The following is a 26,706-nucleotide window of genomic DNA, read 5'->3' as shown; positions in this document are numbered from 1 at the left end:
GGCGCGCCTGTGTCAAACCGCCCACCGGAGAAACCCCCATGCAGCAGCTCGAGTACCGCCTCGAAGTCCAGCAGCGCATCGTCAATCTCGTCGCCACCGCCCTGCTCGCCCTGCGCGCCCTCGTCTGGCTCGCGACCGGCGGCTACGGGGGCGGGATCCTCTTCCTGCTGCTGGCCGGGCTGGGGGTGGCCCAGTTCTTCTGGACCGGCACCTTCGGCATGGACGTCACGCCCCAGGGGATCCTGCTGCGCGGCTACACCAAGCGCCGGTTCGCCTGGAACGAGGTGGCCCGGATCTACGGCGGCAACTACATGCTCGGCCAGCGGCGCACCTTCATCCAGCTGACCACCGGCCGCACCATCCGCGCGTGGGCTCCGATGAACTACTGGTCGATGCCGGACGGCCAGTTCGACCAGAAGGTCGCCACCCTCCAGCAGTGGCACGCGCACTACGCCTCGGGGCAGGGCGCGGCGCCCCAGCAGGCGGTCCCGCAGCAGTACGGCGCACCCGGGCAGCAGTACGGCGCACCGCAGCCGGGTTACCCGCAGGCCCAGCCGGGGCAGCAGTACGCCCAGCCCTACGCACAGAACCAGCCGTACGGCCAGGCTCAGCCGCAGCAGCAGTACGGCCAGCAGCCCGATCCGTACGCCCAGCAGCCCGGCGCCCAGCAGCCCGTCGGCCAGCAGCAGTACGGCCAGCAGCAGTACGGTCAAGAGCAGTACGGCCAGCAGCCGTACGGCCAGCAGGGCGCCCCGCAGCAGTACGGCCAGCAGGCCTACGACCAGCAGGGCTACGACCAGCAGCAGTACACCCCCCGGCACTACGGGCAGCAGCAGGGCGGCCAGCCGCCGTACGGCCAGCCGGCACAGCAGCCCTACGGCCAGGCACAGCCCTACGGCCAGCAGGCCTACCCGCAGGGACAGCAGCCGGGCCAGCAGCCGTACCAGCAGGGATACCCGCAGCAGGGCGGCCAGGGCACCCCCGGCCAGCCCGAGCAGGGTCCCAGCCAGCCGCAGTACCCGCAGTCCCAGCCCCCGCAGGCGCAGCCCCCGCAGGCCTACGACCGGCAGCCGGACCCGTACGCCCCGCAGGGCCGGCATCAGCAGCCCGCCGCCCAGCAGCCGGCCCCCCAGAACCCGGCTCCGGCGCAGGATCAGCAGCCCGTCAGCGAGTGGACGATGATGTTCGGCGCCGACGAACAGCAACAGCAGAACCCGCCCGCCCGCTGACCGGACGCGGCTCGCCTCCCGACCACCCGACGTCCGCCTGCGCGGCGTCCCACCTGCCCGTCCACCTGCCTGTCCACCTGCCCGCCCACCGGTCCGGTGTTCCGGCCTGCCTGCCCGGACGGCCGTCGCGCCTTCCCGGACCCGGGCAGCTCTGTTATCGTCCATTTGACGATAACGAGAGGCGGACCCTGTCATGTCGCTGCACGACCTGCTGGAGCCTCTGCTGGCACCCGCCTTCCGGCTGGGCGGGGTGGCGACCAGCCGGGCCGAGGTGCTCGGCTTCGTCACGGGTGCGATCACGGTCTGGCTGGTCGTCCGGCAGCATCTGTGGAACTGGCCGATCGGGCTGGCCAACGTCGTCCTGCTCTGCCTGGTCTTCGCCGACGGGGGGCTCTACGCGGACGCGGGCCTCCAGGTCGTCTACGTGGTGCTCCAGCTGTACGGCTGGTGGGAGTGGCTCTACGGCGGCCAGGACCGGAGCAGGCTGGTCGTGCGCGGCACGACCCGCACCGAGTGGATCATGCTCGGCGCGTCCGGGGTGGCCGCGACCGGTGTGATGATCTGGGTCCTGACCACCTGGACCACCTCGACCGTGCCCTTCTGGGACGCGGTGACGACGGCGATCTCGCTGGCCGCGACGTACGGCCAGTGCCGCAAGCTGCTGGAGTCCTGGTGGCTGTGGATCCTCGCCGACCTGATCTACATACCGCTGTACGCCTGGAAGGACCTCTACCTCACCAGCGCGCTCTACCTGGTCTTCCTGGCGCTGTGCGACGCCGGGCTGCTCGCCTGGCGGCGTGATCTGGCCGCCCGCCAGGCCACCCCGGCCCGCGGCACCGGCCCGATCACGGCGCCGGCGGCAGGGCCCGCAGCAGGACCGGTCGCGGGCACCCGGCCGCTCGGGGAGACGACGTGAGGGAGCCCACGTGAGGCACCGGCATGGCCTGGTGATCGGCAAGTTCTATCCGCCGCACGCCGGCCACCATCATCTGATCGACACCGCCGCGGCCGCCTGCGAGCGCCTCACGGTGATCTGCGCCGCGGCGAGCGTCGAGAGCATTCCGCCGGCGGACCGGGTGGCGTGGCTGCGCGAGACGCACCCGCAGCCCTCGGTCGAGATCGTCCCGGTGGTCGACGACATCGAGATCGACTACGCGTCCGATGCGATCTGGTCGGCCCACGTGGAGGTCTTCCGGGCCGGGCTGGCCTCGCTGTCGGGGCTCGGCGTGGACGTGCCCGCCGTCGACGCCGTGTTCAGCTCGGAGGAGTACGGGGCGGAGCTCGCCCGCCGGTTCTCCGCCGTGCACGTGCCGGTGGATCCGCCCCGGGACCGCTTCCCGGTGAGCGGCAGCGCCGTACGCGCCGACCCGGTGGCCTGCTGGCAGTGGCTGTCCCCGCCCGTACGGGGGTATCTCGCCCGGCGAGTGGTCGTGGTGGGCGCGGAGTCATCCGGCACCACGACGCTGGCGCGCGCACTGGCCGCGCACTACGCGGCCGCCGGTGGCCCCTGGGCCGCGACGCGGTGGGTACCGGAGTACGGCCGGACCTACTGCGAGGAGAAGCTCAGCGCGGCCCGCCGCGCGGACCCGGCACTGTGGATCGGGGATCTGCCGTGGTCCTCCGGGGAGTTCACGCTGATCGCCGAGCGCCAGCTGGCACTGGAGGACGCCGCCGCGCGGTCGGGATCTCCGCTGCTGATCTGTGACACCGACGCCCTCGCCACCGCGATCTGGCACGAGCGCTATCTGGACGCGCCCGCTCCCTCGGTCGAACGGGTGCACGAGCGGGCCCCGCACGCCCTGTGGATCCTCACCGACACCGCCGGCGTGCCGTTCGAGCAGGACGGCTGGCGGGACGGCGAGTCGATCCGGGAGTGGATGTCCGGCCGTTTCCGCGCGGAGCTCTCCCGCCGGGGGCTCCCCCACCTGGTCGTCACGGGGTCCCACGACGACCGTATGGCCGCCGCCACCGGTGCCATAGCCGCCCTGATCGACGCGGGCTGGGACTTCACCGAGCCGCTGCGCCCGCCCGTCCACCACTAACAAATTCGGGGAAAAATATGTTTGTTAGGCCATAGAGAACAAAACGGTAACAACAGCGATATCTATCTATTTTTGGTTAGACGCCTCGCCCTAGGTTCGCACCGATCCTGAACCTGAGGAGAGGACAAGGATGCGGCGCATCACCCCCCGATTGACCCTGGCGGCCCTCCTGACAGTGGGGCTCGTCGGCACCGGCGCCACAGCGCACGCGTCGCCGAAGCCAGCGGACGACGACATCGCGACCCAGCTCAAGGCGATCAGGGGCGTCACGCTCACGACGGACACCGTCCTGCCGGAGGTCCCGGACCAGCACTACTACGAGCTGACCTTCAAGCAGGCGGTCGACCACCGGCACCCGAGCAAGGGCACCTTCGAGCAGCGGATCCGGATCCTGCACAAGTCGGTGAACCGCCCGGTGGTGCTGTTCGCCACCGGCTACGACCTGTACACGCCCCCGTACTACCGCTCCGAGCCGACGAAGCTCCTCGATGCCGACCAGATCGCGGTCGAGCAGCGGTACTTCACCCCCTCGCGCCCGGAGCCGACCGACTGGTCGAAGCTGAACATCTGGCAGGCGGCGACCGACCACCATGTGATCGTCCAGGCGCTCAAGAAGATCTACAAGGGCAAGTGGATCTCGACCGGTGGCAGCAAGGGCGGCATGACCTCGGTCTACCACCACCGCTTCTACCCCCGCGACGTGGACGGCACGGTCGCCTATGTGGCGCCGAACAACCCCGACAAGTGGGACAACAAGCCCTATGACCGCTTCTTCGACACGGTGGGGACACCGGAGTGCCGGGCGAAGCTGGAAGGGGTCCAGCAGGAGGCGCTCGACCGGCGCGAGGAGTTCGAGAAGCTGATCGCCGCCCAGCTCGCGGCGTCCGGAATGCACCTCACCACCCTCGGCTCCATCGACAAGAGCTTCGAGGTCACGGTCATCGACTTCCGCTGGGGCTGGTGGCAGTACAACCTGGAGAGCGAGTGCGCCAACGTCCCGGACCGCACCGCCTCGACGCAGACGCTCTTCGACTACATCGACGCCAACGTTCCGTTCCTGGGCAACACCGACGAGAACCTCGCCGAGTTCGTGCCGTACTACTACCAGGCGGCCACCCAGCTCGGTGAGCCCGACCCGTCGACCGCCTACCTGAAGGGCCTGCACTACCCGCAGGGGCTCGACACCTCCCGGACCTTCATCCCGAAGAGCATCCGGGTACCCGGTTTCGACTACGGGGCGATGCCCGACATCGACCACTGGGTGAAGAGCAAGGGCAGCCACCTGATGTTCCTCTACGGCGGCAACGACCCATGGGGCACCAAGCCGTTCCGGCTCGGCCCGGGCACCAAGGACTCGTACTGGTACTCGGTCGCCGGCCAGCGGCACAGCGGATCCCTGATGTCGGTCCTGCCTGCGGCGCAGAAGGACGAGGCCGTCGGGGCCCTGTTGCGCTGGGCGGGGCTGCCGGCCCAGGGAGCACCGGCCGCCAAGCGGCTCGTGGCCCCGGTGGACGGCTACGACCCGCTGCTCGACAAGCGGGCACGGCTCTAGCCGGTCAGAACGCCACCTGACGGCGTGGTCTCGCGGTGACGCGGGGCCACGCCGTCGCGCTGTCCGGGCCGGGTCGCCCGGGTGGCCCGCGTCGTCCAGGCCCGGGCCCCGGACCCGGGCCCGGTCAGGTGCTGACGGTCGCGACCTTGAGGCGGCGGGCCACCAGCACGACCGCCAGGCCGTAGAGGGCGAGCGGTACGGCGTCGGACAGCAGCGCGTACCAGGGCGCCCCGCCCTGCTTCATCGAAGAGGCCAGGTCACCGGCCGCGGCGGGCAGCATGAAGGCCATCAGGTTGTTGAGCACGTGCAGGGCGATACCGGCCTCCAGACCGCCGGTCCGCACCACCAGCCAGCCGGCGAGCACGCCGAACAGGAACGTGTCGAGCATCGCCCAGCCGGTGTAGCCGTGGCCGGAGGTGAAGAGCGCGGCACTGATGACGACGGCCGGCCACGGCGTGCGGAACACCACGCTCAGCGCCCGGCCGACCGGCCCCGTCCGGGTCTCCAGGGTGCTGCCCGCGATCGCCTGGACGAACCAGCCGCGGAACACGAACTCCTCGGCCGTGGACTGGAACGGCACCAGCAGCACGATCACCAGGGCCGGCAGCAGGAAGGTCCCCCAGCCCGCCCATTTGGGCGCGCTGAGGGCCTCGTCGGTGAAGGCGGCGGTGACCGCGTAGGACGCGGCGAACTCGGCCGCACAGAAGCCGACCGCGAGCCCGCAGCAGATCAGCAGCCATCTCCAGCGCAGCCGGCCGGTCACCGAGGCCACGCTGCCGACCGGTCTGCGCTGCACCACCCAGACCGTCAGCAGCACCACCGGGGTGAGGACGCCCAGCGTGACGAGCTGGAAGGCGAGATCGGCGGTGGCGTTCTGGAAGATCGATTCCCCGCTGCCCGTCGGGCCGTGGCCGGTCGACGCCACGTACACGGCCAGCGAGACGATCATGACCGCGGCGACCACCACCAGGCCGGTGACGAGCAGGAACACGGTGCCGACGATCGGCCGCCACCAGCGGTGCAGCGCGGTCCTGGCCAGCCGCTGGTACGGCGTGCCCGGCGGAGCCGCCACCACCCACGGCTGCCGCTGCCCGTATCCCGGCGGCCCGTACGGCTGGCTCGGCCCGTACTGGCCCGGGGCGTACGGCTGTCCCGGCCCGTACGGCGGTGGGCCGTAGGGCTGTCCTGGCGCGTACTGTCCCGGCGCGTACTGGCCCGGCCCGTAGGGATGTCCCGGCCCGTACGGCGGTTGCGGGGGTCCGTACGGCCCGGGGCCGTAGGGCGGATGGCCGCCGTACGGCTGCGGCGGGTACCCGTCGGCGGGCCGCTGCCCCTCTTCCACCGGCCACCCGGACTCCGGCGGGTACCCCTGCGGCGCCTGCTGCGGCGCCTGCTGCGGCGCGTAGGAGGCGTACGGCTGGGGCCGGTGGGCGTCATGCGCCGCCGGGCCCTCGGGCGGTGCCGGGGCGTACGGCGGGAACGGTGAGCCCGCGGGTGGGTCCGATCGCTGCGGTGGGCCGGGGTCGGGCGAGGCCCAGGGCTCAGGCGTGTCCATGATGTGGACCAGACTATGCGGGAGGCTCGAACGTCTTGGCCCTCGTGAGCCCGGCCGCCCGCCCCTTGGCCGCGATGACCAGCGCCATCTTCCGCGACGCCTCATCGATCATCTCGTCGCCCAGCATGGCGGCACCGCGTCGCTCGACCGTCGTGTAGTACTCGTACGCCTCCAGGATCAGCTCCGCGTGGTCGTAGTCGTCCTGGGCCGGGGCGTAGACCTCGTTGGCCGCCTCGACCTGCGAGGGGTGCAGGACCCACTTGCCGTCGAAACCCAGGGCGGCCGAGCGGCGTGCCACCCGCGTGAACGCCGCCACGTCGCGGACGTTGAAGTAGGGGCCGTCGATGGCCTGGAGGTCCCGCGCCCGGGCCGCCACCAGGATGCGCATCAGGATGTGGTGGTAGGCGTCGCCCTCGGTGTAGCCGGGCGGCTGCTCGCCCACGACCAGGCTCTTCATGTTGAGCGAGGCCATGAGGTCACCGGGACCGAAGATCAGCGTTTCCAGCCGGGGCGAGGCGGCCGCGATCTCGTCGATGGCGGTCAGCCCCCGGGCGTCCTCGATCTGGGCTTCGATGCCGATGCCCCCGGCGGGCAGGCCGATGGCCTGTTCCAGCTGGCTGAGCAGCCGATCCAGCCACTGGACGTCGGCGGCGCCCTGCACCTTGGGCAGGATGAGGCAGTCGAGCCCGGCGCCGGCGCCCTCGACGACGTCGATGACGTCGCGGTACGTCCACTGGGTGGACAGGTCGTTGACGCGGACCGCCCGGATCTTCCCGCTCCAGTCGCCCTCGTTGAGCGCGGCGACGACGTTCTTGCGCGCCTCGTCCTTCTCCGAGGGGGCGACGGCGTCCTCCAGGTCGAGGAAGATCTCGTCGGCGGGCAGTCCCTGGGCCTTCTCCAGGAACCGCGGGTTGCTGCCCGGCACCGCCAGGGTGGAACGACGAGAACGCATGACCGGGCCTCTCACCTCGCGAAGTGCGTACGGCCCGGATGCTATCCAGCCGGGCGCCCGGCGAGCCCGCCAGGGGCGAAGGTCCGATCGATGCCTGCCGAGCGACCGGGGAGAGATCGGAGCTCAGGTGAGGCGGGCGAGCGCGAAGGCCTGGTCGACCAGGGCCCGCAGCTCCTCCGCCCCGTCCTGCCGGGCCCAGCGCGTGAGGGCGATGTCGAAGGCGGTGAGCGCCATGCCCGCGAAGACCGCCGGGCCCATGTCGGTGTCGGGATCGGTCCCCTGCCGGCGAGCGATCACCGCCGCGAGGTCCCGTTGCAGCCCTGCCTGCCGGTCGAGATACCGGGCGTGCAGCGCGGGCGTCTCCATGGTGAGCCTGGCCAGCGCCAGCGATTTGCCCGGATGCTCGGTGAAGGTCTCCACCGCGACCGTCAGGGCTTCGCGCAGCGCGGTCCCCGGGCTCTCCCGGGGCGGCCGGCCCGCCAGCTCCGCGCAGACGTCGGCGCCCACGTCGGCGAGGAACTCAAGGATCACGTCTTCCTTGGACCTGAAGTAGCGGAAGAACGTCCGCCGGGACACCCCGGCCGCGGCCACGATCTGGTCGATGGTGGTGGCCTCGAAGCCCTGTGCGGCCAGCAGCACCAGAGCTGCGTGGCCCAGCTCGTCGCGCACCAGCTGCCGCTTGCGCTCGGCGAGGCTCAGCGTCTCCATCGTCTCTGGCCTGGTCCGCACCCACGCACTATACCAATCTGCGCACACTCGGTGCCGGGCAAGGCGCTCCATGCCTGTCTTGACACTCAGTGCCAGAGTTGCCAGGCTGTGCACACATCGTTCGGACCCCCCGACCCGTTCCCCGATGACTTGGCATGAGGAGGCGGCATGAGCCGCTGGACCGCAGACCAGATCCCCGACCAGACCGGCAGGACCTTCCTCGTCACGGGGGCCAACAGCGGCCTCGGTCACGAGACGGCCCGGCAGCTCTCCCTGCACGGCGCGCAAGTGATCATGACTGCCCGCAGCGAGGCCAAGGGCCGGACGGCCATGGCCGAGCTCACCGCCGGACAGCCCGGCGCGAGCATCGAGCTGAGGCTGCTCGACCTGTCCGACCTGGACTCGGTACGCGCCCTCGCCGAGAGCCTCGTCGCCGACCGCGTCCAAGTCGACGTCCTGGTCAACAATGCCGGGATCATGATGCCGCCGCGTTCGCTGACCAAGCAGGGCTTCGAGCTGCAGTTCGCCACCAACCACCTGGGGCATTTCGCGCTCACCGGGCTCCTGCTGGAGACCCTCGCCAAGGGCCGGGACCCACGGGTGGTGACCGTGAGCTCGAGCCTGCACAGACGCGGGTCCATCGACTTCGACGACCTCACCGGCGAGCGCTCTTACTCCCCCACCAGGTTCTATGCGCAGTCGAAGTTCGCCAACGTCCTGTTCGGCCTGGAACTGGACCGCAGGCTCCGGGCGAGCGGCTCGCCGGTGCGCAGCCTGCTGGCCCATCCCGGCTACTCGGCCACGAACCTGCAGAGCAGCGGCCCGACCGGCCTGCTGAACCTCCTGGGGAAGGTCGGCAACGCGCTCATGGCCCAGCATGTGCGCATGGGAGCCCTCGACCAGCTCTACGCGGCCACCGCCCCGGAGGCGGAGAGCGGTCAGTTCATCGGCCCCGACCGGCTCGGCGAGAGCCGGGGGCACCCCCGGGTCGTCCAGCCCGTGGAGTCGGCCAAAGACCCCGAGACCGCCCGGCGGCTGTGGGACGTGTCGGAGGACCTCACCGGCGTGCGGTTCCCCCTCCCCGCCCCCGCGTAGCCCCCTCCCGCCCGCGCCTGGCCACCTCCCCGCTCCGGCGAGGCCGCGATGTGAGACGCTGCCCGGTATGAGCGAGCCGGAGGCGGCCCTGATCAAGGAGGCCGTCAAGAGGTCGGGGATCCTGTGGATCGGGCTGCCCGGGCTGCCGCAGCCGCGCGCCGCCTGGCACGTCGCGCACGACGATTCCGTCTACGTGCTGACCGGCGGTGAGGGCGAGCAGCCGCTCCCGGGCCTGCCCGAGGCCGAGACCGTGCCGGTGACCGTGCCCAGCAAGGACAAGGGCGGCAGGCTGGTCACCTGGGTGGCGGCGGTGCGCCTGGTCGAGCCGGGCAGTGCGGAATGGGAGACCGTCGTGCCGTTGCTCGCCAAGGAGCGCCTCAACGCGGCCGCCCACGAGGGGCAGGCGGAGCGGTGGGCGGAGGAGTCGTACGTCGTCCGGCTCACCCCGACCGGCGAGGTGACCGAGGTCCCCGGCCGGCAGCCCGACGACTACGCGACCGTACGCCCGGTGCCCTCGCCGGCCACCACCGCGCCGGCCGGCCCGTTCATGGTCGGCGGCAGGCGCCGCAAGGTGGACCGCTGAGCCCGGCGCCGGGCGTCACAGGGGCAGCTCGCGGCCCTCGGTCAGGGAACCCAGTTTGTCGGGGTTGGCCACCAGATGGACGGCGAGCACCCGGCCGAGGTCGTCGACGTCGACCGTGATGGCCGTGATCGGGCCGGCCGGCCCGTCGATCACGATGCCGGGCACCCCGTTGATGTCGGCGTTGCGGAACCGCATGTCGCCCGGCTGGACCCCCGCGTACTCCTGGTCGGAGACCGACACCAGCCAGCGGGCAACCTTGTCCGCGCCCGAGATCGTGCGCAGCGCGGCGCGCACCTTGCCGCCGCCGTCGGTCCACAGCGTGACGTCCGGCGCCAGCACCGCCATCAGCTGATTGAGATCGCCGCCCAGGGCGGCGGCGAAGAACCGCTCGGTCGCCGCGCGCCGCTGCTCGAGGCCGGGCTCGAACCGGGGACGGCGCGCCTGTACGTGCTCGCGGGCCCGGTGGCCGAGCTGGCGCACCGAGGTCTCCGAGCGGTCCAGGGTCTGCGCGATCTCACCGAAGGGGAAGCCGAAGACCTCGTGGAGCACGAAGACCGCGCGTTCGAGCGGGGTGAGGGTTTCCAGCACCACGAGCATCGCCATCGACACCGACTCCGCCCTCTCGGCGTCCTCGGCCACGTCGGGTGAGGTGAGCAGGGGTTCGGGAAGCCAGGGCCCGACGTAGGACTCCCTGCGCACCTGCGCCGAGCGCAGGCGGTCCAGGGCGAGGTTGGAGACGATCCGGACGAGGTAGGCCTTCGGCTCCGCGACCTCCGGCCGGTCCACGGCCGACCATCTCAGCCAGGCGTCCTGCACGACGTCCTCCGAGTCGGCCACCGTGCCGAGCATGCGGTACGCCACGGCGAAGAGCAGGCTCCGGTGCTCTTCGAACACCTGGGCGGCGGAGTCACTCACCATCGTTGCGGCCTCCTGTTCAGCCTCGCGCTCTCCTCGTCGTCCGGTCCCACCCTCTCACCCCGCCCCCGCCCGGCCCATCCGGCCGGGCGAAAGCCACCGCCGTTCTGAGGGGAGTGGTGATCATGGGTAACCTCAAGCACATGAACGGCACGCCGACCAGGGTCTTCCTCGCCCGGCTCGCCGGGGTCGCGGTCTTCGACCCGGCCGGCGACCAGGTGGGACGCGTACGCGACGTCGTCGTGTCGCTCCGGGTGCGGGGCAAGCCGCCCCGGGTGCTGGGACTGGTGGTCGAGGTGCAGCCGCGGCGGCCGGTGTTCGTGCCCATCACCCGGGTGACCACGATCGACTCCAACGCGATCATCTTCGACGGCCGTCTCAACATGCGCCGCTACCAGCCCCGCGAGTCCGAGACCCAGGTGCTGGGCGAGATGCTGGACCGCTCCGTGGAGCTGGTCGAGACCGGCGAGCGGCTCCTTGTGGTCGACGTCGCCATGGAGCAGACCCGCAGCCGCGACTGGCTCATCACCAAGGTCGCCGTGCGCCGCAACACCGGCCGCGGCCTGCGGCGCCGCCGCGGCGAGACCTACGTGGTCGACTGGGAGTCCCTGCAGGGCTTCCTGGTGGCCGAGGAGGGCCAGGGCGCGGCCAGCCTCATCGCGGCCTTCGAACGGCTCAAGCCGGCGGATCTGGCCAACGTCATCCACGAGCTGACCCCCAAGCGGCGCTCGGAGGTGGCGGCGGCCCTCGACGACGAGCGGCTGGCCGACATCCTGGAGGAGCTGCCCGAGGACGACCAGGTGGAGATCCTGGGCAAGCTCGACTCCGACCGGGCCGCGGACGTGCTGGAGGCCATGGGGCCCGACGACGCCGCCGACCTGCTGGCCGGGCTGCCGTCCGATCAGCGTGAGCAGCTGCTGACGCTGATGGAGCCGGAGGAGGCCGCCCCGGTGCGACGGCTGCTCTCGTACGCCGACAACACCGCGGGCGGGCTGATGACCACCGAGCCGCTCGTGGTGCCGCCGGACGCGACCGTCGCCGAGGCCCTGGCGATGATCCGCAATCCCGATCTGAATCCGGCGCTCGCCGCCCAGGTGTACGTCTGCCGGCCGCCGACCGAGACGCCGACCGGCCGCTATCTCGGCACCGTGCACTTCCAGCGGCTGCTGCGCGAGCCGCCCGCCTCGCTGGTCAGCGGGGTGGTGGACAGCGAGCTCAACCCACTGCGCCCCAAGCTGTCGCTGGAGGCGGTGGCGAGTTACCTGGCGACCTACAACCTGGTGGCGGTGGCGGTGGTGGACGACAACGGGCGGCTGCTGGGAGCGGTCACCGTCGACGACGTCCTCGACCACCTGCTGCCGGAGGACTGGCGGGAGACGCTCATGGACACCAGCGGTGAGGAGGGGGTCGATCCGGAGGAGGAGGCCCTCCGCAGCCAGGCGGCCGCGGCCGAGGGAGGCGAGGCGCCGTGAGCGCCACCCCGCGGTACGGCCGGCTGGACCAGCCGCTGGAGAGCCGCCGGACACTGCTGCCCCGGCCGCACTACGACCCGGAGGCCTTCGGCAAGGTCTCCGAGCGGATCGCCCGGTTCCTCGGCACGGCCCGGTTCCTCGTCTACATGACGGTCTTCGTCGCGCTGTGGCTGACCTGGAACGTCTTCGCCCCGGCCGGCTGGCAGTTCGACCCGTACCCGTTCATCTTCCTGACCCTGATGCTGTCGCTGCAGGCCTCGTACGCGGCGCCGCTGATCCTGCTCGCCCAGAACCGCCAGGACGACCGCGACCGCGTCCAGTACGAACAGGACCGGGCGCGTGACGAGGCCAGCATCGCCGACACCGAGTACCTCACCAGGGAGATCGCCGGCCTCCGCCTGGCCCTCAGCGAGGTGGCGACCCGCGACTTCCTGAGGTCGGAACTCCAGCAGATGATCAAGGAACTCGACGGTCAGCATCCGGACGAGGACGTCGCGCCGAAATGATCAGGTGATCAGAATGATCACGCGGCGCGCCGGCCGGACCGGTCAGGCGGCGGAGTGCCGGTGGGCGTCATCGTCGGCGAGCTTGTCCAGGATGGCGCCGAGCTGGCGCAGCTCCTCACGGTTCAGCTTGCTCAGCACCTGGGCGCGCACGCCCTGCTGATGGGTGGGCGTGGCGGTCAGCACGCGCTCCCGGCCGGCCGGGGTGAGCACGGCGAACAGCCCCCGGGCGTCGCTCGAGCAGGACTCCCGCTCGACGAGTCCCTCCCGCTGCAGGCGGTCGACCAGCCGGGTGAGCCCGCTGCGCGAGAGCAGCACCCGGTCGGCGAGGTCGTTCATCCGCAGCCGGCCGTCCTCCGACCCGGCGAGGTGCAGCAGCACGTCGTACGAGCCGAGCGCGAGGTCGTGCTGGGCCAGCAGATCGTTGTGGAGGTGCCTGGAGACCTGGGCCTGCACGCGCAGGAGCGTCCGCCAGACCGACAGCTCCTCCGGCGAGATCCGGCCGCCGGCTCCAAGCTCAGACAACATCGTCACGTGCCGATCGTAGAAGGTTCCATGAACCTTCGCGATCGGCCGGGTCACATTCCCGACTTATGGCGGTTCATTGGGGACACACTGGATTCGCCGGGTCGGCCGTTGAGTTCGTACCATGGCGGTATGGCCTCCCCATTGACGATCGAGCAGGTGACCGCGGCGCTCGCGACGGTCAACGACCCAGAGATCCGCCGCCCTATCACCGACCTCGACATGGTCAAGACAGTCGACATCGCGCCGGACGGCACGGTGCAGGTCGGCGTCTACCTCACCGTGGCCGGCTGCCCCATGCGTGACCGGATCATCAAGGACGTGACGGCCGCCGTCTCGCGGCTGGAGGGCGTGACCTCCGTCCAGGTCGACCTGGACGTCATGAGCGAGGAGCAGCGCAAGGACCTCCAGACCAAGCTGCGCGGCGGCGAGGCGGCCAAGGAGATCCCGTTCGCCAAGGCCGGCTCGCTCACCAAGGTGTACGCCGTGGCGAGCGGCAAGGGCGGGGTGGGCAAGTCCTCGGTCACCGTCAACCTGGCTGCGGCCCTGGCCACGTCCGGCCTCAAGGTCGGCGTCGTCGACGCCGACATCTACGGTCACTCGATCCCGCGCATGCTGGGCGTGCAGGGCTCCCCGACCAAGGTCGAAGACATGATCATGCCGCCGTCGTCCCACGACGTGAAGGTGATCTCGGTCGGCATGTTCACCTCCGGCAACCAGCCCGTCGTCTGGCGCGGGCCGATGCTGCACCGGGCGCTCCAGCAGTTCCTCGCCGACGTCTACTGGGGCGACCTGGACATCCTGCTGATGGACCTCCCCCCGGGCACCGGCGACATCGCCATCTCGGTGGCGCAGCTGCTGCCGTCGGCGGAGATCCTGGTGGTGACCACCCCGCAGCAGGCCGCCGCGGAGGTCGCCGAGCGGGCGGGCGCCATCGCCGCGCAGACCCACCAGCAGGTCGTCGGTGTGATCGAGAACATGTCCTACCTGCTCTGCGACCACTGCGGCGAGCGCAACGAGATCTTCGGCTCGGGCGGCGGCCAGACGGTGGCGGACGCGCTCACCAAGACGCTGGGCGCCCGGGTGTCGCTGCTCGGCCAGGTGCCGATCGACAAGCGGCTGCGCGAGGGCGGCGACGAGGGCATGCCGCTGGTGCTGTCCGACCCGGACGCCGCGGCCGCCAAGGAGCTGCGGACCATCGCCGACAAGCTCGCCGGCCGTTCCCGTGGCCTGCTGGGCATGTCCCTCGGCGTCACCCCGATCGGCGGCGGCCGCCCCAGGAGCTGATCCCGGAGCCTCCGGGGATCACCCCGGGATCAACCGGGGACGGCTCAGGGCTCGTCCGGAGCGGCAGGCCCGCCGCCGGAGGCGGGCCTCCCGGTGCCGGAATCACCGCTGGCGGCCTTGCCGTTGGAGGGTTTTCCGGCGCCGGAGTCACCGTCAGCGGGCTTGCCGATGGCGCGCTTTCCGGTCGCGGGCTTGCCCGTGGCGGGCTTTCCCATGGCGGGCTTCCCCGTGGCGGGCCTGTCGCCGGAGGGCTTTCCGGTGGTGGATTGCCCGGTGGCGGATTTCCCGCCGGCGGCTTTTCCAGTGCCGGGCCTACCGGTGGCCGGCCGGCGCTTCCGGCGAAGCTCGGGCCGGTCGCGGCGATCGATGAAGGGCACGTCGTCACGGTGGCTCTGGACGGCCTTCGCGATCTCCTCGACCGTGGTGTCCCAGCCGGGCCGTATCAGCACCGACCAGCGGAGCGTGGGGACACAGGCCACGTCGGCGACCTTGATCGCCAACAGCTCCGCGCCGTTCTCGGGCGGAGTACGCCCCTGACGGCCGTTGCCGGGAGAGGTGGGCCGCTCACCGCCGCCCCCCGGCCCGCCCGCAGCCTGCCCGTCGGCAGCCTGCCCATCGGCGGGCAGCGCGCCGGGCGGGTCGGCGGGCAGGAAGGCCAGCCGCTGGGGGAAGAGGGTGTCCCGGCGACCGCCTGACGGCGGCCCCTGGCTCCAGGCGCAGACGGCGGCCAGCTCGGACCAGGGCAGCAGCCGGTCGGCCCGCCGGGAGCGCGGCCACACGGCCGGCACCCGGACGCCCTGGTCGTCGAGCTCCAGGACCGGGCGGCGGCCCGTGGCCTGCCCCGCGAACACCAGGGCACCGGCCGCGCACAGGGCCAGGCCTGCCGCGCCGAGCAGGATGAACAGGATTCCGCCGAAGCCGGTCGGATGAGCGGCTCCGCCGACGATGAACAGCACCGACGCGCCTGCCGTGATCACACCGGTCAGGAGCTTGCGGAGCCCGGGCGCGCCGGGGCGCAGCCGTACCTCCAGCACCTCCGGCGAGCCGGCCACGTCAGTCGCGCTTGAGCGCGCACAGCAGGCCGTCTCCGACCGGCAGCAGCAGCGGGATCAGCCGGTCGTCCTCGCGGACCAGCCGCCCCACCTCGCGCAGCGCCACGGTGTCGGGGTCGCGCTGGGCGGGGTCGGCGACCCGGTCGTGCCAGAGCGCGTTGTCGAAGGCCACGATGCCGCCGGGGCGCAGCAGGCGCACCGCGGCGGTCAGGTAGTCGGGGTACTCCTGCTTGACCGCGTCGCAGAAGATCATGTCGTACGCGGCGTCGTTGAGCCGGGGCAGCACGTCCAGGGCCCGGCCGGAGATCATCCGGGTGCGGCTCGCCGAGAACCCCGCCTCGATGTAGGACTCCTTGGCCAGCCGCTGGTTCTCCGGCTCGATGTCGACGCTGGTGAGCACGCCGTCGGAACGCATGCCGCGCAGCAGCCAGATGCCCGAGACCCCGCATCCGGAGCCGAGCTCCACCACCGTACGGGCGTTGATCATGGCGGCGAGGAAGCGCAGCGTGGCGCCGCCCGCCGGGCCGATGGGGACCGCGCCGACGTCCTCGCCGCGCAGGCGGGCTTCGCGCAGCGGCTCGTCCTCGGGGAGGAACTCCTCTACGTAGGCCAATGAGGCCTGAACCGCGTCGATGGTTTCCTCCTCGAGGACATACGACCATGCTCGGAAAAGACCTTATCGCTGCACGGGAACCATCGCGCCGTGCACCGCGTTCTCAAGAATGTCGGTCATAACCGCCCCAGCCCAGGCGAGGCCGCCGTGTCTTCCGCACGTGCGCGCAGTGCGCACGCAGCGCACGAAAGGGAGTTACGAGGCACCATGGTGGTGACAGCGCTAGCTTTTCAGGGTGTGGCGGGGATCAGTCCCCGCCGGAAGGCCGGAGGACGCACCGTGGCGGTGCACGACCGAGACAATGCGCCGGCCGCCGACTGGTCGCCGCCGTCGTGGGACGAGGTCGTGCGTCAGCACTCCGCCCGCGTCTACCGGCTCGCCTACCGGCTGACCGGCAACCAGCACGATGCCGAGGACCTCACCCAGGAGGTCTTCGTCCGGGTGTTCCGTTCACTGTCGAACTACACGCCCGGCACTTTCGAGGGCTGGTTGCACCGCATCACGACCAACCTGTTCCTGGACATGGCCAGGCGCCGCCAGCGGATCCGCTTCGAGGGTCTGTCGGACGACGCCGCCGAACGGCTCCCCGGCCGGGAGCCGACCCCGTCGCAGGCGTACGACGACCGGAATCTCGACGCCGACATTCAGCGTGCGCTGGATGCGCTCGCTCCCGAGTACCGCGCGGCCGTCGTGCTGTGCGACATCGAGGGGCTCTCCTACGAGGAGATCGCGACCACGCTGGGCGTCAAGCTCGGCACCGTCCGGAGCCGCATCCATCGGGGCCGGGCGCAGTTGCGCGCGGCCCTCGAACATCGCGCACCCCGCCGGCCCACGCCCACGGAGGTTGCATGAGTCATCTCGGGGAGCGGCTCACCGCGCTGGTCGACGGAGAGTTGGGACACGACGAGCGCGACCGCGCGCTCGCCCACCTCGCGACCTGCGAGCAGTGCCGCAGGGAGGCGGACACGCTTCGCCGCCTCAAGAGCCGGCTGCGCGCCCTCGAGGACGTGGCCGCGCCGAACGCTCTGTTCGGCCGGCTGTGCGCCCTGGACCACAAGCAGGACGGCCCGGAGGACCCTCGCCTGACACGGCTCGGGGGGCCGGGTGCGCGGGAGCCGTGGCCGCTGCCCGCGGCCACCCGGCCGGTCGCCGCCGTCGCCCTCGTGCCGGCCGACCGCCGCCGCAGGCCCGGTGACAACCGCCCGGGCGGGCGGGCCGTCGCGCCCGGCCGGCGGCCGAAGGTGCGGTACCTGGTGGCCGGCGCGGCCACCCTGGCCGTCCTGGGCGTCGGTGCGGCCTCGTTCGTGGCGGGCACGGAGGAGCAGCGGCTTCCCCAGGTGGCACCGGCCTTCGACCGGTTCGCCGTCGAGCACGCCCTGATCTCGGGCGAGGTGCCCATGACCGAGCCGAGCCCCGCCAAACCGTGAGCAGGGGCAGACCGTGAGCAGGGGTTCGCACGCCTGGGCCGCCGGCGGAGCCACCGCCGCCCTGCTGTGGACGCTCGCGGCCGGGGACGCCACCGCCACCCACCAGACACCGCCCAGCGACCCGGAGGCGATGCGGTTACTGCGCGACGCCGCCGGCGCCGCCCGGACGACCTCCTACGAGGGCACCCAGTTCATCGCGGCGTGGGCGTCCGGGGGTCCCACCCGTTCGCAGGTCAAGGTGGTGCACACCTCCGACGACGGAGCGGTCGTGCACACCGGTCGTTCCGCCGCCGATCGCCGGATCGTCCAGCCCGACGCCGGCCTGGGAGGCTTCACCCAGCAGATGCTGGACCTGCTGGCGCACAACTACTCGGTCGTACGGGCGCCGGACACCCGGGTCTGCGAACGCCCGGCCCGGGTGGTGGAGGCCCGGCGGTCCGACGGGTCGGTCGCGGGCAGGTTCTGGATCGACCGCGACACGGGGCTCATGCTGCACCGGGAGCTGGTCGGCACGCACGGCGAGCCGGTGATCGTCGCGGGTTTCTCGGCTCTCACCGTGGGACGGGCCGCGATGCGCGCGCCGCTGCGCGGCCGGGGGGTCTCGGCGGGCCGGATCCGGCAGTCGACCGGCGCGCAGGCCGCCGTCACCGCCCCGTGGGGCCACCGGCTCGTCGACACCGAGCTCGCCAGGATGCGCGCCGGGGGCTGGACGATGCCGCGCGCCCTGCCGGGGCGGCTGGCACTGTACGAGGCCCGGCGATCCCAGCCCGACACGGTCGTCCACCTGAGCTACTCCGACGGCCTTTCCGCCGTCTCGGTCTTCGTCCAGCGGGGCGACCTGGACGAACACCGATTCGCCGGCTGGCGGAAGCGCGACGTCGGCGGCACAACGGTCTTCGAGCGCAGTTCCCTGCAGCAGTGGGCCGTTTGGGCCAGCCGCGGCTATGTGTATACGGTGCTCGCGGATGCTCCGCGGAGCACCACGGAATCGGTGGTCGCCGCGCTACCCCACGGCGGCAGCGGATTCTGGGACCGGCCCGCGCGCGGGCTGACTCGACTGGGATCATGGCTCAATCCGTTTAGCTGATATTTGACCCAGCGGCCCGTTTACGCTCGCCACACGCCGCGGTGGGCAGGATGAGGCCGGACGAAGAATCGTGCTCGCGAGGAGACGGGGAATGACGGAAGACAGCCGCGGATCTGTGAATTCGCCATCGCCGCAGGAGGATCCTGTCCGCGATCGGCACGCGGACGAGGCTCCCGGCAACGTCTCGGCCGAACCGGCGAGCGCCCCGGCGGACGACCCGGGCTTCGCGCCACCTGACGCCCCGGCGGAACGGCCGCCGCTGGTGGACCGGCTGCTGGTCTCCCCCGCGCAGCCGCCCGAGGCGCCTCCCGGCCCCTGGCCGGGGCCGGGCAACGGCGCGCCGCAGGGGCCCGGGCCCGGTCAGTGGCAGGGCGGTCCGCCGCGCCCCGGTTTCGTCCCGCATCACGACGACGGACGCTCCGCCGGCTACAGCTGGCCGCCGCAGCAGCACGGGCAGCCGGGCCAGCAGCAGTTCGCGCATCAGCAGCCGGGCAGGCCCGGCCAGCAGCCACCGCCCTCGGCACCGCCGCTCAACGCGCCCCAGGCGCTTCCGGGGCCCGGCGGCCCCCCGCCCGGCGGCCCGCCCGGATTCGGCGGCTCACCGCCCAACTGGGCGCCCGTACCCGCCCCTCCCGCTCCCTCCCGGGGCGGGCCGGGGCTCGGCATCTTCATCCTCGTCGCGCTTCTCGTGGCGCTGGTCGCCGGAGCCGTCGGCGCCGGGGTCACCGCGATCGCCACGGACGACCCCCAGGCGGCCGGCAACAAGGGCACCGATCTCGGCGGCACCCCCAGCGGCGGCACGACCGTCAAGAACCGGCCCCCGGACTCGGTCGCCGGCGTGGCGCAGCGCGTCCTGCCCAGCGTCGTGACGATCAAGGTCTCGGTCGGCAACGGCGCGGGCGGCACCGGCACCGGCTTCGTGGTCAAGGACGGCTACATCGTCACCAACAACCACGTGGTCGCGGAGGCCGCCAACGGCGCGCAGATGCAGGTGGTCTTCAACGACAAGAAGAGCACCACGGCCTCGATCGTCGGCCGGGACCCCTCGTCCGACGTCGCGGTCATCAAGCCCGCGACCACCAACGGGCTGCAGCCGCTGACCCTCGGCAACTCCGACAGCATCGCGGTCGGTGACCCCGTCATCGCCATCGGCTCGCCCCTCGGCCTGCAGGGCTCGGTGACGACCGGTATCGTCAGCGCGCTCAACCGGCCGGTGGGCACCCGCGGGGAGGGCGGCGGCGACGCCGCGGTGCTCAACGCCATCCAGACCGACGCGGCGATCAACCCCGGCAACTCCGGTGGCCCGCTGGTCGACGGCCAGGGCCGGGTGATCGGGGTCAACACCGCGATCGCCACGCTCGGCGCCGGTGGCGGCGGCACCGGCGGTCCGCAGAGCGGCAGCATCGGCGTGGGCTTCGCCATCCCGGTGAACCAGGTCAAGCGGGTCGCCGAGCAGATCATCAACAGCGGCGGCAAGACTCCGCAGCACGCGATCATCGGCATCATCATGGACCCGACCTACCAGGGTCCGGGTGTACGGGTGGCGCCCGCGGCCGTGCAGGGCAAGGAGCCGGTGACCCCGGGCGGCCCCGCGGACAAGGCCGGGATGAAGGCCGGGGACGTCATCACCGGCTTCGACGGCAAGCCGGTCGGTGACGCCACCGATCTGCTCGCGCTGATCCGGAGCCGGGTACCCGGCGAGAACGTGAAGATCACCTTCACCCGGGACGGCAAGGAGACCTCGGCCGACCTGACGCTCGGCGCCACCAACTGAGGCACGGCTTCGGCGTCACCCGCCCGGCCGTGCCCGCCAGGCCGTGCGCCCGGCCGTGCGCCCGGCCGTGCGCGCCTGGCCGCGTGCGGCCCGACCGCCCGGGGCCATCAGGAGTTCACACGCGACCTGGGTCCGCGTTCATCGGACTCGGAGATACCCTGATGGGGCCGGATCGTGACGATCCGGCCCCATCGCCGCGCCGTCGGAGCCAGGTTCCGCGGCAATAGGCTGGAACCGGGCCGATCGGCCCGGGCCCGGCCGGTAGGCCGGTAGGTCCCGTAGGTGCCAGGCTGGAGGCCAGATGTTCGACGTCGGACTCGGTGAGGCTGCGTTGCTCGCCGTGCTCGCCCTGGTCATCTTCGGTGACAAGCTGCCCAAGGTGGCCGCCCAGGCGGGCCGTACGCTCCGGCAGTTGCGGACCATGGCCAACAACGCCACCGCGGATCTCAAGGAGGGCCTCGGCCCGGAGTTCGCCGACTTCGACCCGGCCGACCTCAACCCGCGCCGGTTCGTGCAGAAGCATCTGTTCGAAGACGACGACAAGGCCACCAAGACCAACGGGTTCACCGCCTACGAGGCCCCCGAGTACACCGAGCCCGTGCTGCCCTACGGCGAGCGCCCGCCGTTCGACAAGGAAGCGACCTGAGCCCGAGCGGGACCCCTCCCACGCGAGGCAGGGCGGTACGAATCGGGGCAGTACGAACCGGGACCGTACGAACCGGGGCTCTCGCGCGTCTGGACCGGGTGTGGTGGAAGGACCCTGCCGTCAGAGCTCGGTGAGCCATTCGAGCAGCAGGCGGGCGCCGAAGCCGGTGGCGCCCTTGGAGAGCTCGCCCTCGTCGGAGTTGGACCGCGCGGGGCCGGCCACGTCGAGGTGCGCCCAGGGCCGGTCTCCGGCGAACTCGCGCAGGAACAGCGCCGCCGTGATGGAGCCGCCGCCGAAGCCGTGCTGCCCGATGTTGGACACGTCCGCGACCTCGGACTCGATGGCGGCCCGGTAGTCCTCGACCAGCGGCAGCCGCCACAGCGGCTCGCCGCTTTGACCGCCCGCCCGGATGAGGGCGTCGGCCAGCGGGTCGTCGGTGGCGAACAGGGCACCGTGCCGCAGGCCCAGCGCCACCTTGGCGGCGCCGGTCAGGGTGGCGATGTCGACGACCACGTCGGGCCGCAGGACCGCGTCGGCGTAGGCGAGCGCGTCGGCCAGCACCAGCCGGCCCTCGGCGTCGGTGTTGAGTACCTCGGACGTCTTGCCGCCGTAGTGCCGGATGACGTCGCTGGGCCGCATGGCCGAACCGGAGGGCATGTTCTCCGCGACGGCGATCAGCCCGGTGACGCGTACGCCGACCCCGGCGGAACGGAGGGCGCCCATGACCGCCATGACCACGCCGCCGCCGGCCATGTCGGTCTTCATGGTCTTCATGCCCTCGTTGGGCTTGAGGGACAGCCCACCGGAGTCGAAGGTGATGCCCTTGCCGACCAGCACCACGTGGGCGGCGGCGGCCTGGCCGGGATGGGCGGCATCCTGGCCGGGATCGTAGGAGAGCTCGATCAGCCGGGGCGGGCTGGCCGAGCCCGCGCCGACCGCGAGGATGCCGCCGAAGCCCTCGGCGCGGAGTGCGCCCTCGTCCCGGATCCGTACGCCCAGACCGGTCTCGGCGGCGAGGTCCCGTGCCTGCTCGGCAAGCCAGGCCGGGTTCTTGGTGCCCGAGGGCATGTTGGCCAGGTCACGTGCCAGGGCGACCGCCCCGGCCACGACGGCGCCCCGGGCCAGCGCCGCCTCGGTCCGGGCCAGTCCGGCCTCGGTCATCGCGTCCTCGGTCAGCACGCCGAGCGTGGCGAGCGGGCGCTTGCCGCCGGTGGTGGGCCCCGGGGTGCCGTCCGGTGCGGATCGCCGTCCGTTGCCGTTCTGGGAGCCGCGCAGGGAGAAGTCGTAGGAGCCGAGCAGCGCGCCCTGCGCGAAGGCGCCGAGGTCGCCGGAGGGGACCCCGGCGAGCATGGCCGTCCGGCCCCTGCCGCGCCGGGCCAGCGCGGCCCCGGCGCGGCGGAGGGCCTCCGGGGAGGCGTCACCCACCCCGTACAGCAGGAGTTCGCGGACCTGCTCGCCCAGCCGGATCGGGGTCGCGATGATCTCGCCCGGCTCGCCCTTGGCGTTGTGCAGGGTCAGCAGTTCGTTCAGTGTGAAGGGAAGGAAGGCCGCGATCTCGGCGGCGGGCGCTTCCGGACCGGCGAGGACCGGCACCGCCAGCACCTCCGCGCCGCCGGTGAGCGCCGCCTCTGACAGCGAACCACCGACCGCGTGGAGCCGGGTCTCGACCGACATGTGCTCTCCCCCTGATAGTTCCGGCCGTGCGGTCCGGGAGGACCGTGCGGTCCGGAAGACGGCGATGGTCCCGGCGTGGGAGCGCCGGGACCGTCACCGATGGTTATCGACTACGTGTGGAGCCGTCAGCCCGGGACTACGTTCTTGAGGGCGTCCCCGAGCTCACCGGCTTCGTCAGGCGTCAGTTCGACGACCAGCCGCCCGCCACCTTCCAGCGGGACCCGCATGACGATGCCGCGCCCCTCCTTGGTCACTTCGAGCGGACCATCGCCTGTCCGCGGCTTCATCGCCGCCATGCGTGCATCCCCTTCCTGCCTAGGGCCGCGTTGGGACCTTCGGGCTTCTTTGGCCGCGTGGCCGCCTGCCGCATCCGCGTCATTGGTAGTGGTCCATTATCTCGCCTTCTGGGCGCGAAGTGGTAACGATCAGCTTCCAGGGCCAGGAAACGCATACCCGGACGTTCGTCTCAGCCGTTCCGACCGTCACGAGGGGCCCGATCCCGGCCGCGCCGTATCGCCGCGCCGTATCGAAGTAAGGTTTCACCGACCAACGACGGTCTGGCAGAAGGAGAACCGGTGTCGGAGACCGTGCTGTACGAATTGACCGACGGCATCGCGACGATCACAATCAACCGGCCCGAGGCGATGAACTCGCTGACCGCGCAGACCAAGGTCGCGCTCCGCGAGGCGGTGGTACGGGCGGGCGCCGACCCGGCCGTCCGGGCGGTCGTGCTGACCGGCGCGGGCCGGGCGTTCAGCGCCGGGCAGGATCTGCGGGAACACGCCGACAACCTCTCCGCCGGGCGCGGGCTGGACGACACGGTCCGCGATCACTACAACCCGATCGTCCAGGCGATCACCACGATGCCGAAGCCGGTCGTGGCCGCGGTGAACGGCGTGGCCGCCGGAGCCGGCGCCTCCCTCGCCTTCGCCTGCGACCTCATCATCGCCGCCGACAAGGCCTCCTTCCTGATGGCGTTCACCAAGGTGGGCCTGGGCCCCGACTCCGGGGCCTCCTGGACGCTGCCCCGGCTGGTCGGGCGGGCCAAGGCGGCCGAGATGCTGCTGCTGGCCGAGCCGGTCCGCGCCGCCCAGGCACTGGAGATCGGCCTGGTCAACCAGGTGGTGCCCGGCGAGCAGCTGGAGTCGGCGGCACGCGCCCTGGCGGGCCGGCTGGCGGCCGGGCCGACGGTCGCCTACGGCGCGGTCAAGGCGGCCCTCGACCACGCCGCCGTCCACGACCTGACCAGCGCGCTGGAGCGGGAGGCCGAGTTGCAGGACGACTGCGCGAAGACCACCGACCACCACACCGCCACCGCGGCCTTCCTCGCCAAGGAGGAGCCCGCCTTCGAAGGCCGCTGATCCGCGGCTGGGCGGGTTCAGGTGTGATTGCGTTCAGGTGTGATTGCGCAGGGCCAGATCGATCGGGAAGGGCTCGAGGTAGGTCTGCTCCTGCAGGTAGCCGTTGGCCGTGCCGCGGGCGTCGTGGCCCAGCAGGGCGATCGGCACGCTGAGCGGGAGCACGCCCCTGGCGAAGGCCTCGATGACCTCGGCGATGTCGCGCCTGCGGGCGTCGTCGAGGCTCTCGCTCATGGGGCCGAACAGATGCTGCAGGGCGTTCACATGGCGGCCACGCCGGGTCCGCACCGCGAAGGCCTCGTTGAACAGGCTGGTGTACCGCCGCTGGAGCAGCCCCCGGTCCTCGGTGCCGGCCCGGGCCACGATCCGGCCCAGCTCCTGGTAGCAGCACGGGTCATGGGCCAGGATCTGCAACTTGTGCCGGGAGTGGAAGTCGACCAGGTCACGTGGCCGCCAGTCGGCGGCGAACAACGCACGGAGCCGGGCGTGCGCGAAGATCCGTTCGACGAACCGCTCCCGCAGGTACGCGTCGTTGAGACGCCCGTCCTCCTCCATGGGCAGCGAGGGGAACGCCTCGGCCATCCGGGCGGCGAACATCCCCACGCCCTCGCGGTCGGCGGGCTGATCGCCCCGGTAGCGCGGAATGCCCCCCCAGGCCGCAGCTGGGCGAGCGCGATTTCAGGACGTATCCGTCGACCTCGACCAGGTCGGCGGCGCGGCGTTCCGCCAGCGCGGTCATCGCCTCGGTGTGGTCGGCCGAGCCGTCCCGGTCGACCAGGCGCCCGTCTGCCAGCAACCGCAGCGTCTGGCGGGGCGCACCGAGCCCGATCTCGATCTCCGGGCAGATCGGCGCCCAGTCGACGTACCGGGCCAGCTGGTCGGTCAGGAACCGGCTGCGGCTGTGCCCGCGGTTGTAGCGCACGGGATCGCCGAGCAGGCAGCGCGAGACCGCCACTCTCGGCCGCACGGTCTCCATGGAATCCCCCTCAGGCGCAGAGCAGCACGCCGAGCCTGTCCAGGCCGCGGGCCGTACGCGCCTTGATCGTTCCCAGCGGGGTACCGAGCCGCTCGGCGATCTCCCGCTGGGTCAGATCGCCGAAGTAGGCGAGCTCGATCGCCTCGCGTTGTACCGGAGACAGGGCCGCGAGCGCGTCCCGGACGTCCTGCGCCTGATCGATCAGGTCGGCGTCGATCCGCCCCGGTACGGCGGCGGTCACCGTCTCGTCCAGCGGCACCACCCGCCGGTCATGCCGCCACCGTGCCCGCAGATGGTCGATGGCGCGCTTGCGGGCGATGCCCAGCACCCACGCCTCCAGGCTACGTGCCGGGTCGTACCGCCGCTGGTGACGCCATACCTCCAGGAAGACCACCTGGACGACGTCGTCGACGTCGTTGACCGGCACGTGACGCCGTACATAGCGGCGGACCATCGGGGTGAGCGCGGCGTAACAGTCCTCGAGAGAAAAATCGCTTCGAAACTTGTTCATAGTCCTCAGTGTAGGCATGCGTACGCTCGAACGCGAGTGGCTGCGAAGCGGAAGGGGTGCCGGGCCGGGCCGTGCGGCCGCAGGCGAGCAGGCGAGCAGGCGAGCGGGTGAGCGGGTGAGCGGGTGAGCGGGGACGGTCAGGCGAGGCCGAGGGCGCTGCGGATCTCGGTGATCGCTTCGGGGAGGGTACGGACCGGGCGCACCTCACCGGGCAGCCGGTCGTAGGCCCAGCCCGGCCCGCCGGCGATGAGCCGCAGGGCGGGCCGGCGGCCGGGCAGCCCGGCGAGCGGCGCCGGGTCACCGGTCTGGGAGGTCTGGGACCAGACGAAGACGACGGCCGGCCCGATCCGCTCGATGGCGTCGGCCAGCGCCGGATACGGCACCCGGGAGCCGAACAGCCGCACCGCGATCCGCTCCGCGCTCAGCGCCGCCCCGAGCGCGTACAGGGGCAGGTCGTGGAGTTCCTCGTCGGCGCACGCGAGCAGTACCGGCCGGGCGTTGACCACCTCGTCCGGCCGGGCGATCAGCGGGCCGAGCGCGCCCAGCACCCGCCCGGACAGCAGATGCTCGATCTCGACGCAGGCCCCGGTGGAGGCGTGGCGATCACCGATCCCGGTGAGCACCGGGACGAGCAGGTCCTGCCAGGTCGGCACGACACCGTCCCGCCGGAGCGCCGTGGTGATCAGTCGGTCCATGGCCTGGTCGTCCAGCGCCATGGCGGCCCGGGCCAGCGCGCGGGTCTCGGGCGTGGCGCGCGGCACGGCGAGCCGGTGACCGCCGCCGCCCTTGACGGGCCCCTCGGCGGGTGCGCCGAGGGCGCCCGGCGCCGCCGCGCCCGCCGGGCCGGAAGGCGGTGGTTCGGTGGACAGGGCCGTGCGAGCGGCCTCCTCCGGCGGGGTGCCCTGCATGATCAGCCGGTTCATGAACTCCAGCCGGGCCAGGTCCTGAGGCGCGTAGCGGCGGTGGCCTCCCGTGCTGCGGCGGGTCGGGCCGATCCCGTACCGGCGATCCCAGGTGCGCAGGGTCGACGGTGCCACGCCCAGCCGCCGGGCGACCGCGCCCACGCTGAGACCAGGTCCGTCCACGTCCTCCGACCTCCCGCCATTCGGTCCCGGCCCTCGGCCCTGTGCCGGGCCGAGCACAGCGTACGGCTTACCAAAATCTTCGGCC

The 26,706-nt window shown here is 72.2% G+C and carries 26 protein-coding genes and 1 pseudogene; 15 read left to right on the top strand and 12 right to left on the bottom strand.

The window, feature by feature from the left end; genetic code table 11:
* Positions 1–38 precede the first annotated feature (38 nt).
* The 4 genes from ACRYCC_RS12600 to ACRYCC_RS12585 all read left to right on the top strand — a co-directional run bounded on the left by ACRYCC_RS12600 (position 39) and on the right by ACRYCC_RS12585 (position 4,823).
* Positions 39–1,229, top strand: coding sequence for a hypothetical protein (locus ACRYCC_RS12600; RefSeq protein ID WP_433811477.1), 1,191 nt, complete (start codon positions 39–41; stop codon positions 1,227–1,229).
* A gap of 193 nt (positions 1,230–1,422) precedes the next feature.
* On the top strand, positions 1,423–2,145 hold the full coding sequence (pnuC, locus tag ACRYCC_RS12595; RefSeq protein WP_433811475.1) for a nicotinamide riboside transporter PnuC: 723 nt from the start codon (positions 1,423–1,425) through the stop codon (positions 2,143–2,145).
* 10 nt (positions 2,146–2,155) lie between these two features.
* Positions 2,156–3,271 (top strand): AAA family ATPase, encoded by a 1,116-nt coding sequence (locus ACRYCC_RS12590; protein ID WP_433811473.1) that lies wholly within the window; start codon positions 2,156–2,158, stop codon positions 3,269–3,271.
* Between the two features lie 130 nt (positions 3,272–3,401).
* The gene (locus ACRYCC_RS12585; protein ID WP_433811471.1) at positions 3,402–4,823 is read left to right on the top strand and encodes a S28 family serine protease; all 1,422 of its coding nucleotides are present in this window, start codon (positions 3,402–3,404) and stop codon (positions 4,821–4,823) included.
* A 124-nt stretch (positions 4,824–4,947) separates the two neighbouring features.
* Here the strand turns inward: ACRYCC_RS12585 and ACRYCC_RS12580 are convergent, their stop codons facing one another.
* The 3 genes from ACRYCC_RS12580 to ACRYCC_RS12570 form a co-directional block, all read right to left on the bottom strand.
* Positions 4,948–6,378 carry a CPBP family intramembrane glutamic endopeptidase gene (locus ACRYCC_RS12580; protein ID WP_433811469.1) on the bottom strand — a complete coding sequence of 477 codons (1,431 nt, stop codon included), beginning with the start codon at positions 6,376–6,378 and terminating at the stop codon, positions 4,948–4,950.
* Positions 6,379–6,391: 13 nt separating this feature from the next.
* Positions 6,392–7,330, bottom strand: a complete 939-nt coding sequence (locus ACRYCC_RS12575) for an HpcH/HpaI aldolase/citrate lyase family protein (protein WP_433811467.1) — start codon at positions 7,328–7,330, stop codon at positions 6,392–6,394.
* Between the two features lie 123 nt (positions 7,331–7,453).
* Entirely contained in the window at positions 7,454–8,059 is a 606-nt protein-coding gene (locus ACRYCC_RS12570; RefSeq protein WP_433811465.1) for a TetR family transcriptional regulator, read from the bottom strand.
* A 147-nt stretch (positions 8,060–8,206) separates the two neighbouring features.
* On the opposite strand from ACRYCC_RS12570, the gene ACRYCC_RS12565 reads away from it, so the two are divergent.
* Positions 8,207–9,133, top strand: a complete 927-nt coding sequence (locus ACRYCC_RS12565) for an oxidoreductase (RefSeq protein ID WP_433811463.1) — start codon at positions 8,207–8,209, stop codon at positions 9,131–9,133.
* 67 nt (positions 9,134–9,200) lie between these two features.
* Positions 9,201–9,716: a hypothetical protein gene (locus tag ACRYCC_RS12560; RefSeq protein WP_433811461.1), complete on the top strand. Its 516-nt coding sequence runs from the start codon at positions 9,201–9,203 to the stop codon at positions 9,714–9,716.
* Positions 9,717–9,731: 15 nt separating this feature from the next.
* Here the strand turns inward: ACRYCC_RS12560 and sigJ are convergent, their stop codons facing one another.
* Positions 9,732–10,634, bottom strand: a complete 903-nt coding sequence (gene sigJ / locus ACRYCC_RS12555; protein ID WP_433811459.1) for an RNA polymerase sigma factor SigJ — start codon at positions 10,632–10,634, stop codon at positions 9,732–9,734.
* Between the two features lie 122 nt (positions 10,635–10,756).
* Between sigJ and ACRYCC_RS12550 the strand changes: the two genes are divergently transcribed.
* Positions 10,757–12,103, top strand: coding sequence for a magnesium transporter MgtE N-terminal domain-containing protein (locus ACRYCC_RS12550; RefSeq protein WP_433811457.1), 1,347 nt, complete (start codon positions 10,757–10,759; stop codon positions 12,101–12,103).
* On the top strand, positions 12,100–12,609 hold the full coding sequence (locus tag ACRYCC_RS12545) for a DUF1003 domain-containing protein (protein ID WP_433811455.1): 510 nt from the start codon (positions 12,100–12,102) through the stop codon (positions 12,607–12,609). Before ACRYCC_RS12550 ends, ACRYCC_RS12545 begins: the two co-directional genes overlap by 4 nt.
* Positions 12,610–12,651: 42 nt before the next feature.
* Here ACRYCC_RS12545 and ACRYCC_RS12540 read toward each other — a convergent pair whose 3' ends face one another.
* Positions 12,652–13,134, bottom strand: a complete 483-nt coding sequence (locus ACRYCC_RS12540) for a MarR family winged helix-turn-helix transcriptional regulator (protein WP_433812160.1) — start codon at positions 13,132–13,134, stop codon at positions 12,652–12,654.
* A 129-nt stretch (positions 13,135–13,263) separates the two neighbouring features.
* On the opposite strand from ACRYCC_RS12540, the gene ACRYCC_RS12535 reads away from it, so the two are divergent.
* Complete coding sequence (locus ACRYCC_RS12535) at positions 13,264–14,418, top strand: Mrp/NBP35 family ATP-binding protein (protein ID WP_433811453.1); 1,155 nt, start codon at positions 13,264–13,266, stop codon at positions 14,416–14,418.
* A 44-nt stretch (positions 14,419–14,462) separates the two neighbouring features.
* Here the strand turns inward: ACRYCC_RS12535 and ACRYCC_RS12530 are convergent, their stop codons facing one another.
* Positions 14,463–15,470 carry a hypothetical protein gene (locus ACRYCC_RS12530; protein ID WP_433811451.1) on the bottom strand — a complete coding sequence of 336 codons (1,008 nt, stop codon included), beginning with the start codon at positions 15,468–15,470 and terminating at the stop codon, positions 14,463–14,465.
* 1 nt (position 15,471) lies between these two features.
* Positions 15,472–16,083 (bottom strand): O-methyltransferase, encoded by a 612-nt coding sequence (locus ACRYCC_RS12525; protein WP_433811449.1) that lies wholly within the window; start codon positions 16,081–16,083, stop codon positions 15,472–15,474.
* 207 nt (positions 16,084–16,290) lie between these two features.
* Here ACRYCC_RS12525 and sigE point away from each other — a divergent pair, with 207 nt between their 5' ends.
* The 5 genes from sigE (at position 16,291) to ACRYCC_RS12500 (ending at position 21,017) form a co-directional block, all read left to right on the top strand.
* The gene (gene sigE / locus ACRYCC_RS12520) at positions 16,291–16,935 is read left to right on the top strand and encodes an RNA polymerase sigma factor SigE (RefSeq protein ID WP_433811447.1); all 645 of its coding nucleotides are present in this window, start codon (positions 16,291–16,293) and stop codon (positions 16,933–16,935) included.
* Positions 16,932–17,510, top strand: coding sequence for an anti-sigma factor family protein (locus tag ACRYCC_RS12515; protein WP_433811445.1), 579 nt, complete (start codon positions 16,932–16,934; stop codon positions 17,508–17,510). The genes sigE and ACRYCC_RS12515 overlap by 4 nt, the downstream gene beginning before the upstream one ends.
* Positions 17,511–17,523: 13 nt before the next feature.
* On the top strand, positions 17,524–18,597 hold the full coding sequence (locus ACRYCC_RS12510; RefSeq protein WP_433811443.1) for a sigma-E factor regulatory protein RseB domain-containing protein: 1,074 nt from the start codon (positions 17,524–17,526) through the stop codon (positions 18,595–18,597).
* A 91-nt stretch (positions 18,598–18,688) separates the two neighbouring features.
* The gene (locus ACRYCC_RS12505) at positions 18,689–20,371 is read left to right on the top strand and encodes a S1C family serine protease (RefSeq protein WP_433811441.1); all 1,683 of its coding nucleotides are present in this window, start codon (positions 18,689–18,691) and stop codon (positions 20,369–20,371) included.
* Positions 20,372–20,672: 301 nt separating this feature from the next.
* Positions 20,673–21,017 (top strand): sec-independent translocase, encoded by a 345-nt coding sequence (locus ACRYCC_RS12500; RefSeq protein WP_433811439.1) that lies wholly within the window; start codon positions 20,673–20,675, stop codon positions 21,015–21,017.
* A 120-nt stretch (positions 21,018–21,137) separates the two neighbouring features.
* Here the strand turns inward: ACRYCC_RS12500 and ACRYCC_RS12495 are convergent, their stop codons facing one another.
* Complete coding sequence (locus tag ACRYCC_RS12495; protein WP_433811437.1) at positions 21,138–22,691, bottom strand: leucyl aminopeptidase; 1,554 nt, start codon at positions 22,689–22,691, stop codon at positions 21,138–21,140.
* 125 nt (positions 22,692–22,816) lie between these two features.
* Positions 22,817–22,987 (bottom strand): DUF3117 domain-containing protein, encoded by a 171-nt coding sequence (locus ACRYCC_RS12490; protein WP_433811435.1) that lies wholly within the window; start codon positions 22,985–22,987, stop codon positions 22,817–22,819.
* Positions 22,988–23,266: 279 nt separating this feature from the next.
* On the opposite strand from ACRYCC_RS12490, the gene ACRYCC_RS12485 reads away from it, so the two are divergent.
* Entirely contained in the window at positions 23,267–24,052 is a 786-nt protein-coding gene (locus tag ACRYCC_RS12485) for an enoyl-CoA hydratase-related protein (RefSeq protein WP_433811433.1), read from the top strand.
* 33 nt (positions 24,053–24,085) lie between these two features.
* Here the strand turns inward: ACRYCC_RS12485 and ACRYCC_RS12480 are convergent.
* The 3 genes and pseudogenes from ACRYCC_RS12480 to ACRYCC_RS12470 form a co-directional block, all read right to left on the bottom strand.
* A pseudogene (locus ACRYCC_RS12480) lies at positions 24,086–25,025 on the bottom strand (YbgA family protein).
* Positions 25,026–25,035: 10 nt separating this feature from the next.
* Positions 25,036–25,536, bottom strand: a complete 501-nt coding sequence (locus ACRYCC_RS12475) for a sigma-70 family RNA polymerase sigma factor (RefSeq protein ID WP_433811431.1) — start codon at positions 25,534–25,536, stop codon at positions 25,036–25,038.
* 137 nt (positions 25,537–25,673) lie between these two features.
* Positions 25,674–26,621, bottom strand: a complete 948-nt coding sequence (locus tag ACRYCC_RS12470) for a MerR family transcriptional regulator (protein ID WP_433811429.1) — start codon at positions 26,619–26,621, stop codon at positions 25,674–25,676.
* Positions 26,622–26,706 lie beyond the last annotated feature (85 nt).

The organism is Actinomadura scrupuli, from assembly GCF_050971785.1.
Taxonomy (GTDB): Bacteria; Actinomycetota; Actinomycetes; order Streptosporangiales; family Streptosporangiaceae; genus Actinomadura_E; species Actinomadura_E scrupuli.
This window is presented reverse-complemented; position numbering and strand designations above follow the sequence as displayed.

Excerpts from the sequence above, each read along its gene's own strand:
- ACRYCC_RS12600 (WP_433811477.1), top strand. The coding sequence starts at position 39 with ATGCAGCAGCTCGAGTACCGCCTCGAAGTCCAGCAGCGCATCGTCAAT.
- pnuC (WP_433811475.1), top strand. The coding sequence starts at position 1,423 with ATGTCGCTGCACGACCTGCTGGAGCCTCTGCTGGCACCCGCCTTCCGG.
- ACRYCC_RS12585 (WP_433811471.1), top strand. The coding sequence starts at position 3,402 with ATGCGGCGCATCACCCCCCGATTGACCCTGGCGGCCCTCCTGACAGTG.
- ACRYCC_RS12580 (WP_433811469.1), bottom strand. The coding sequence starts at position 6,378 with ATGGACACGCCTGAGCCCTGGGCCTCGCCCGACCCCGGCCCACCGCAG.
- ACRYCC_RS12575 (WP_433811467.1), bottom strand. The coding sequence starts at position 7,330 with ATGCGTTCTCGTCGTTCCACCCTGGCGGTGCCGGGCAGCAACCCGCGG.
- ACRYCC_RS12565 (WP_433811463.1), top strand. The coding sequence starts at position 8,207 with ATGAGCCGCTGGACCGCAGACCAGATCCCCGACCAGACCGGCAGGACC.
- ACRYCC_RS12560 (WP_433811461.1), top strand. The coding sequence starts at position 9,201 with ATGAGCGAGCCGGAGGCGGCCCTGATCAAGGAGGCCGTCAAGAGGTCG.
- sigJ (WP_433811459.1), bottom strand. The coding sequence starts at position 10,634 with ATGGTGAGTGACTCCGCCGCCCAGGTGTTCGAAGAGCACCGGAGCCTG.
- ACRYCC_RS12550 (WP_433811457.1), top strand. The coding sequence starts at position 10,757 with ATGGGTAACCTCAAGCACATGAACGGCACGCCGACCAGGGTCTTCCTC.
- ACRYCC_RS12540 (WP_433812160.1), bottom strand. The coding sequence starts at position 13,134 with ATGTTGTCTGAGCTTGGAGCCGGCGGCCGGATCTCGCCGGAGGAGCTG.
- ACRYCC_RS12535 (WP_433811453.1), top strand. The coding sequence starts at position 13,264 with ATGGCCTCCCCATTGACGATCGAGCAGGTGACCGCGGCGCTCGCGACG.
- sigE (WP_433811447.1), top strand. The coding sequence starts at position 16,291 with ATGGTGGTGACAGCGCTAGCTTTTCAGGGTGTGGCGGGGATCAGTCCC.
- ACRYCC_RS12515 (WP_433811445.1), top strand. The coding sequence starts at position 16,932 with ATGAGTCATCTCGGGGAGCGGCTCACCGCGCTGGTCGACGGAGAGTTG.
- ACRYCC_RS12505 (WP_433811441.1), top strand. The coding sequence starts at position 18,689 with ATGACGGAAGACAGCCGCGGATCTGTGAATTCGCCATCGCCGCAGGAG.
- ACRYCC_RS12500 (WP_433811439.1), top strand. The coding sequence starts at position 20,673 with ATGTTCGACGTCGGACTCGGTGAGGCTGCGTTGCTCGCCGTGCTCGCC.
- ACRYCC_RS12495 (WP_433811437.1), bottom strand. The coding sequence starts at position 22,691 with ATGTCGGTCGAGACCCGGCTCCACGCGGTCGGTGGTTCGCTGTCAGAG.
- ACRYCC_RS12490 (WP_433811435.1), bottom strand. The coding sequence starts at position 22,987 with ATGGCGGCGATGAAGCCGCGGACAGGCGATGGTCCGCTCGAAGTGACC.
- ACRYCC_RS12475 (WP_433811431.1), bottom strand. The coding sequence starts at position 25,536 with ATGAACAAGTTTCGAAGCGATTTTTCTCTCGAGGACTGTTACGCCGCG.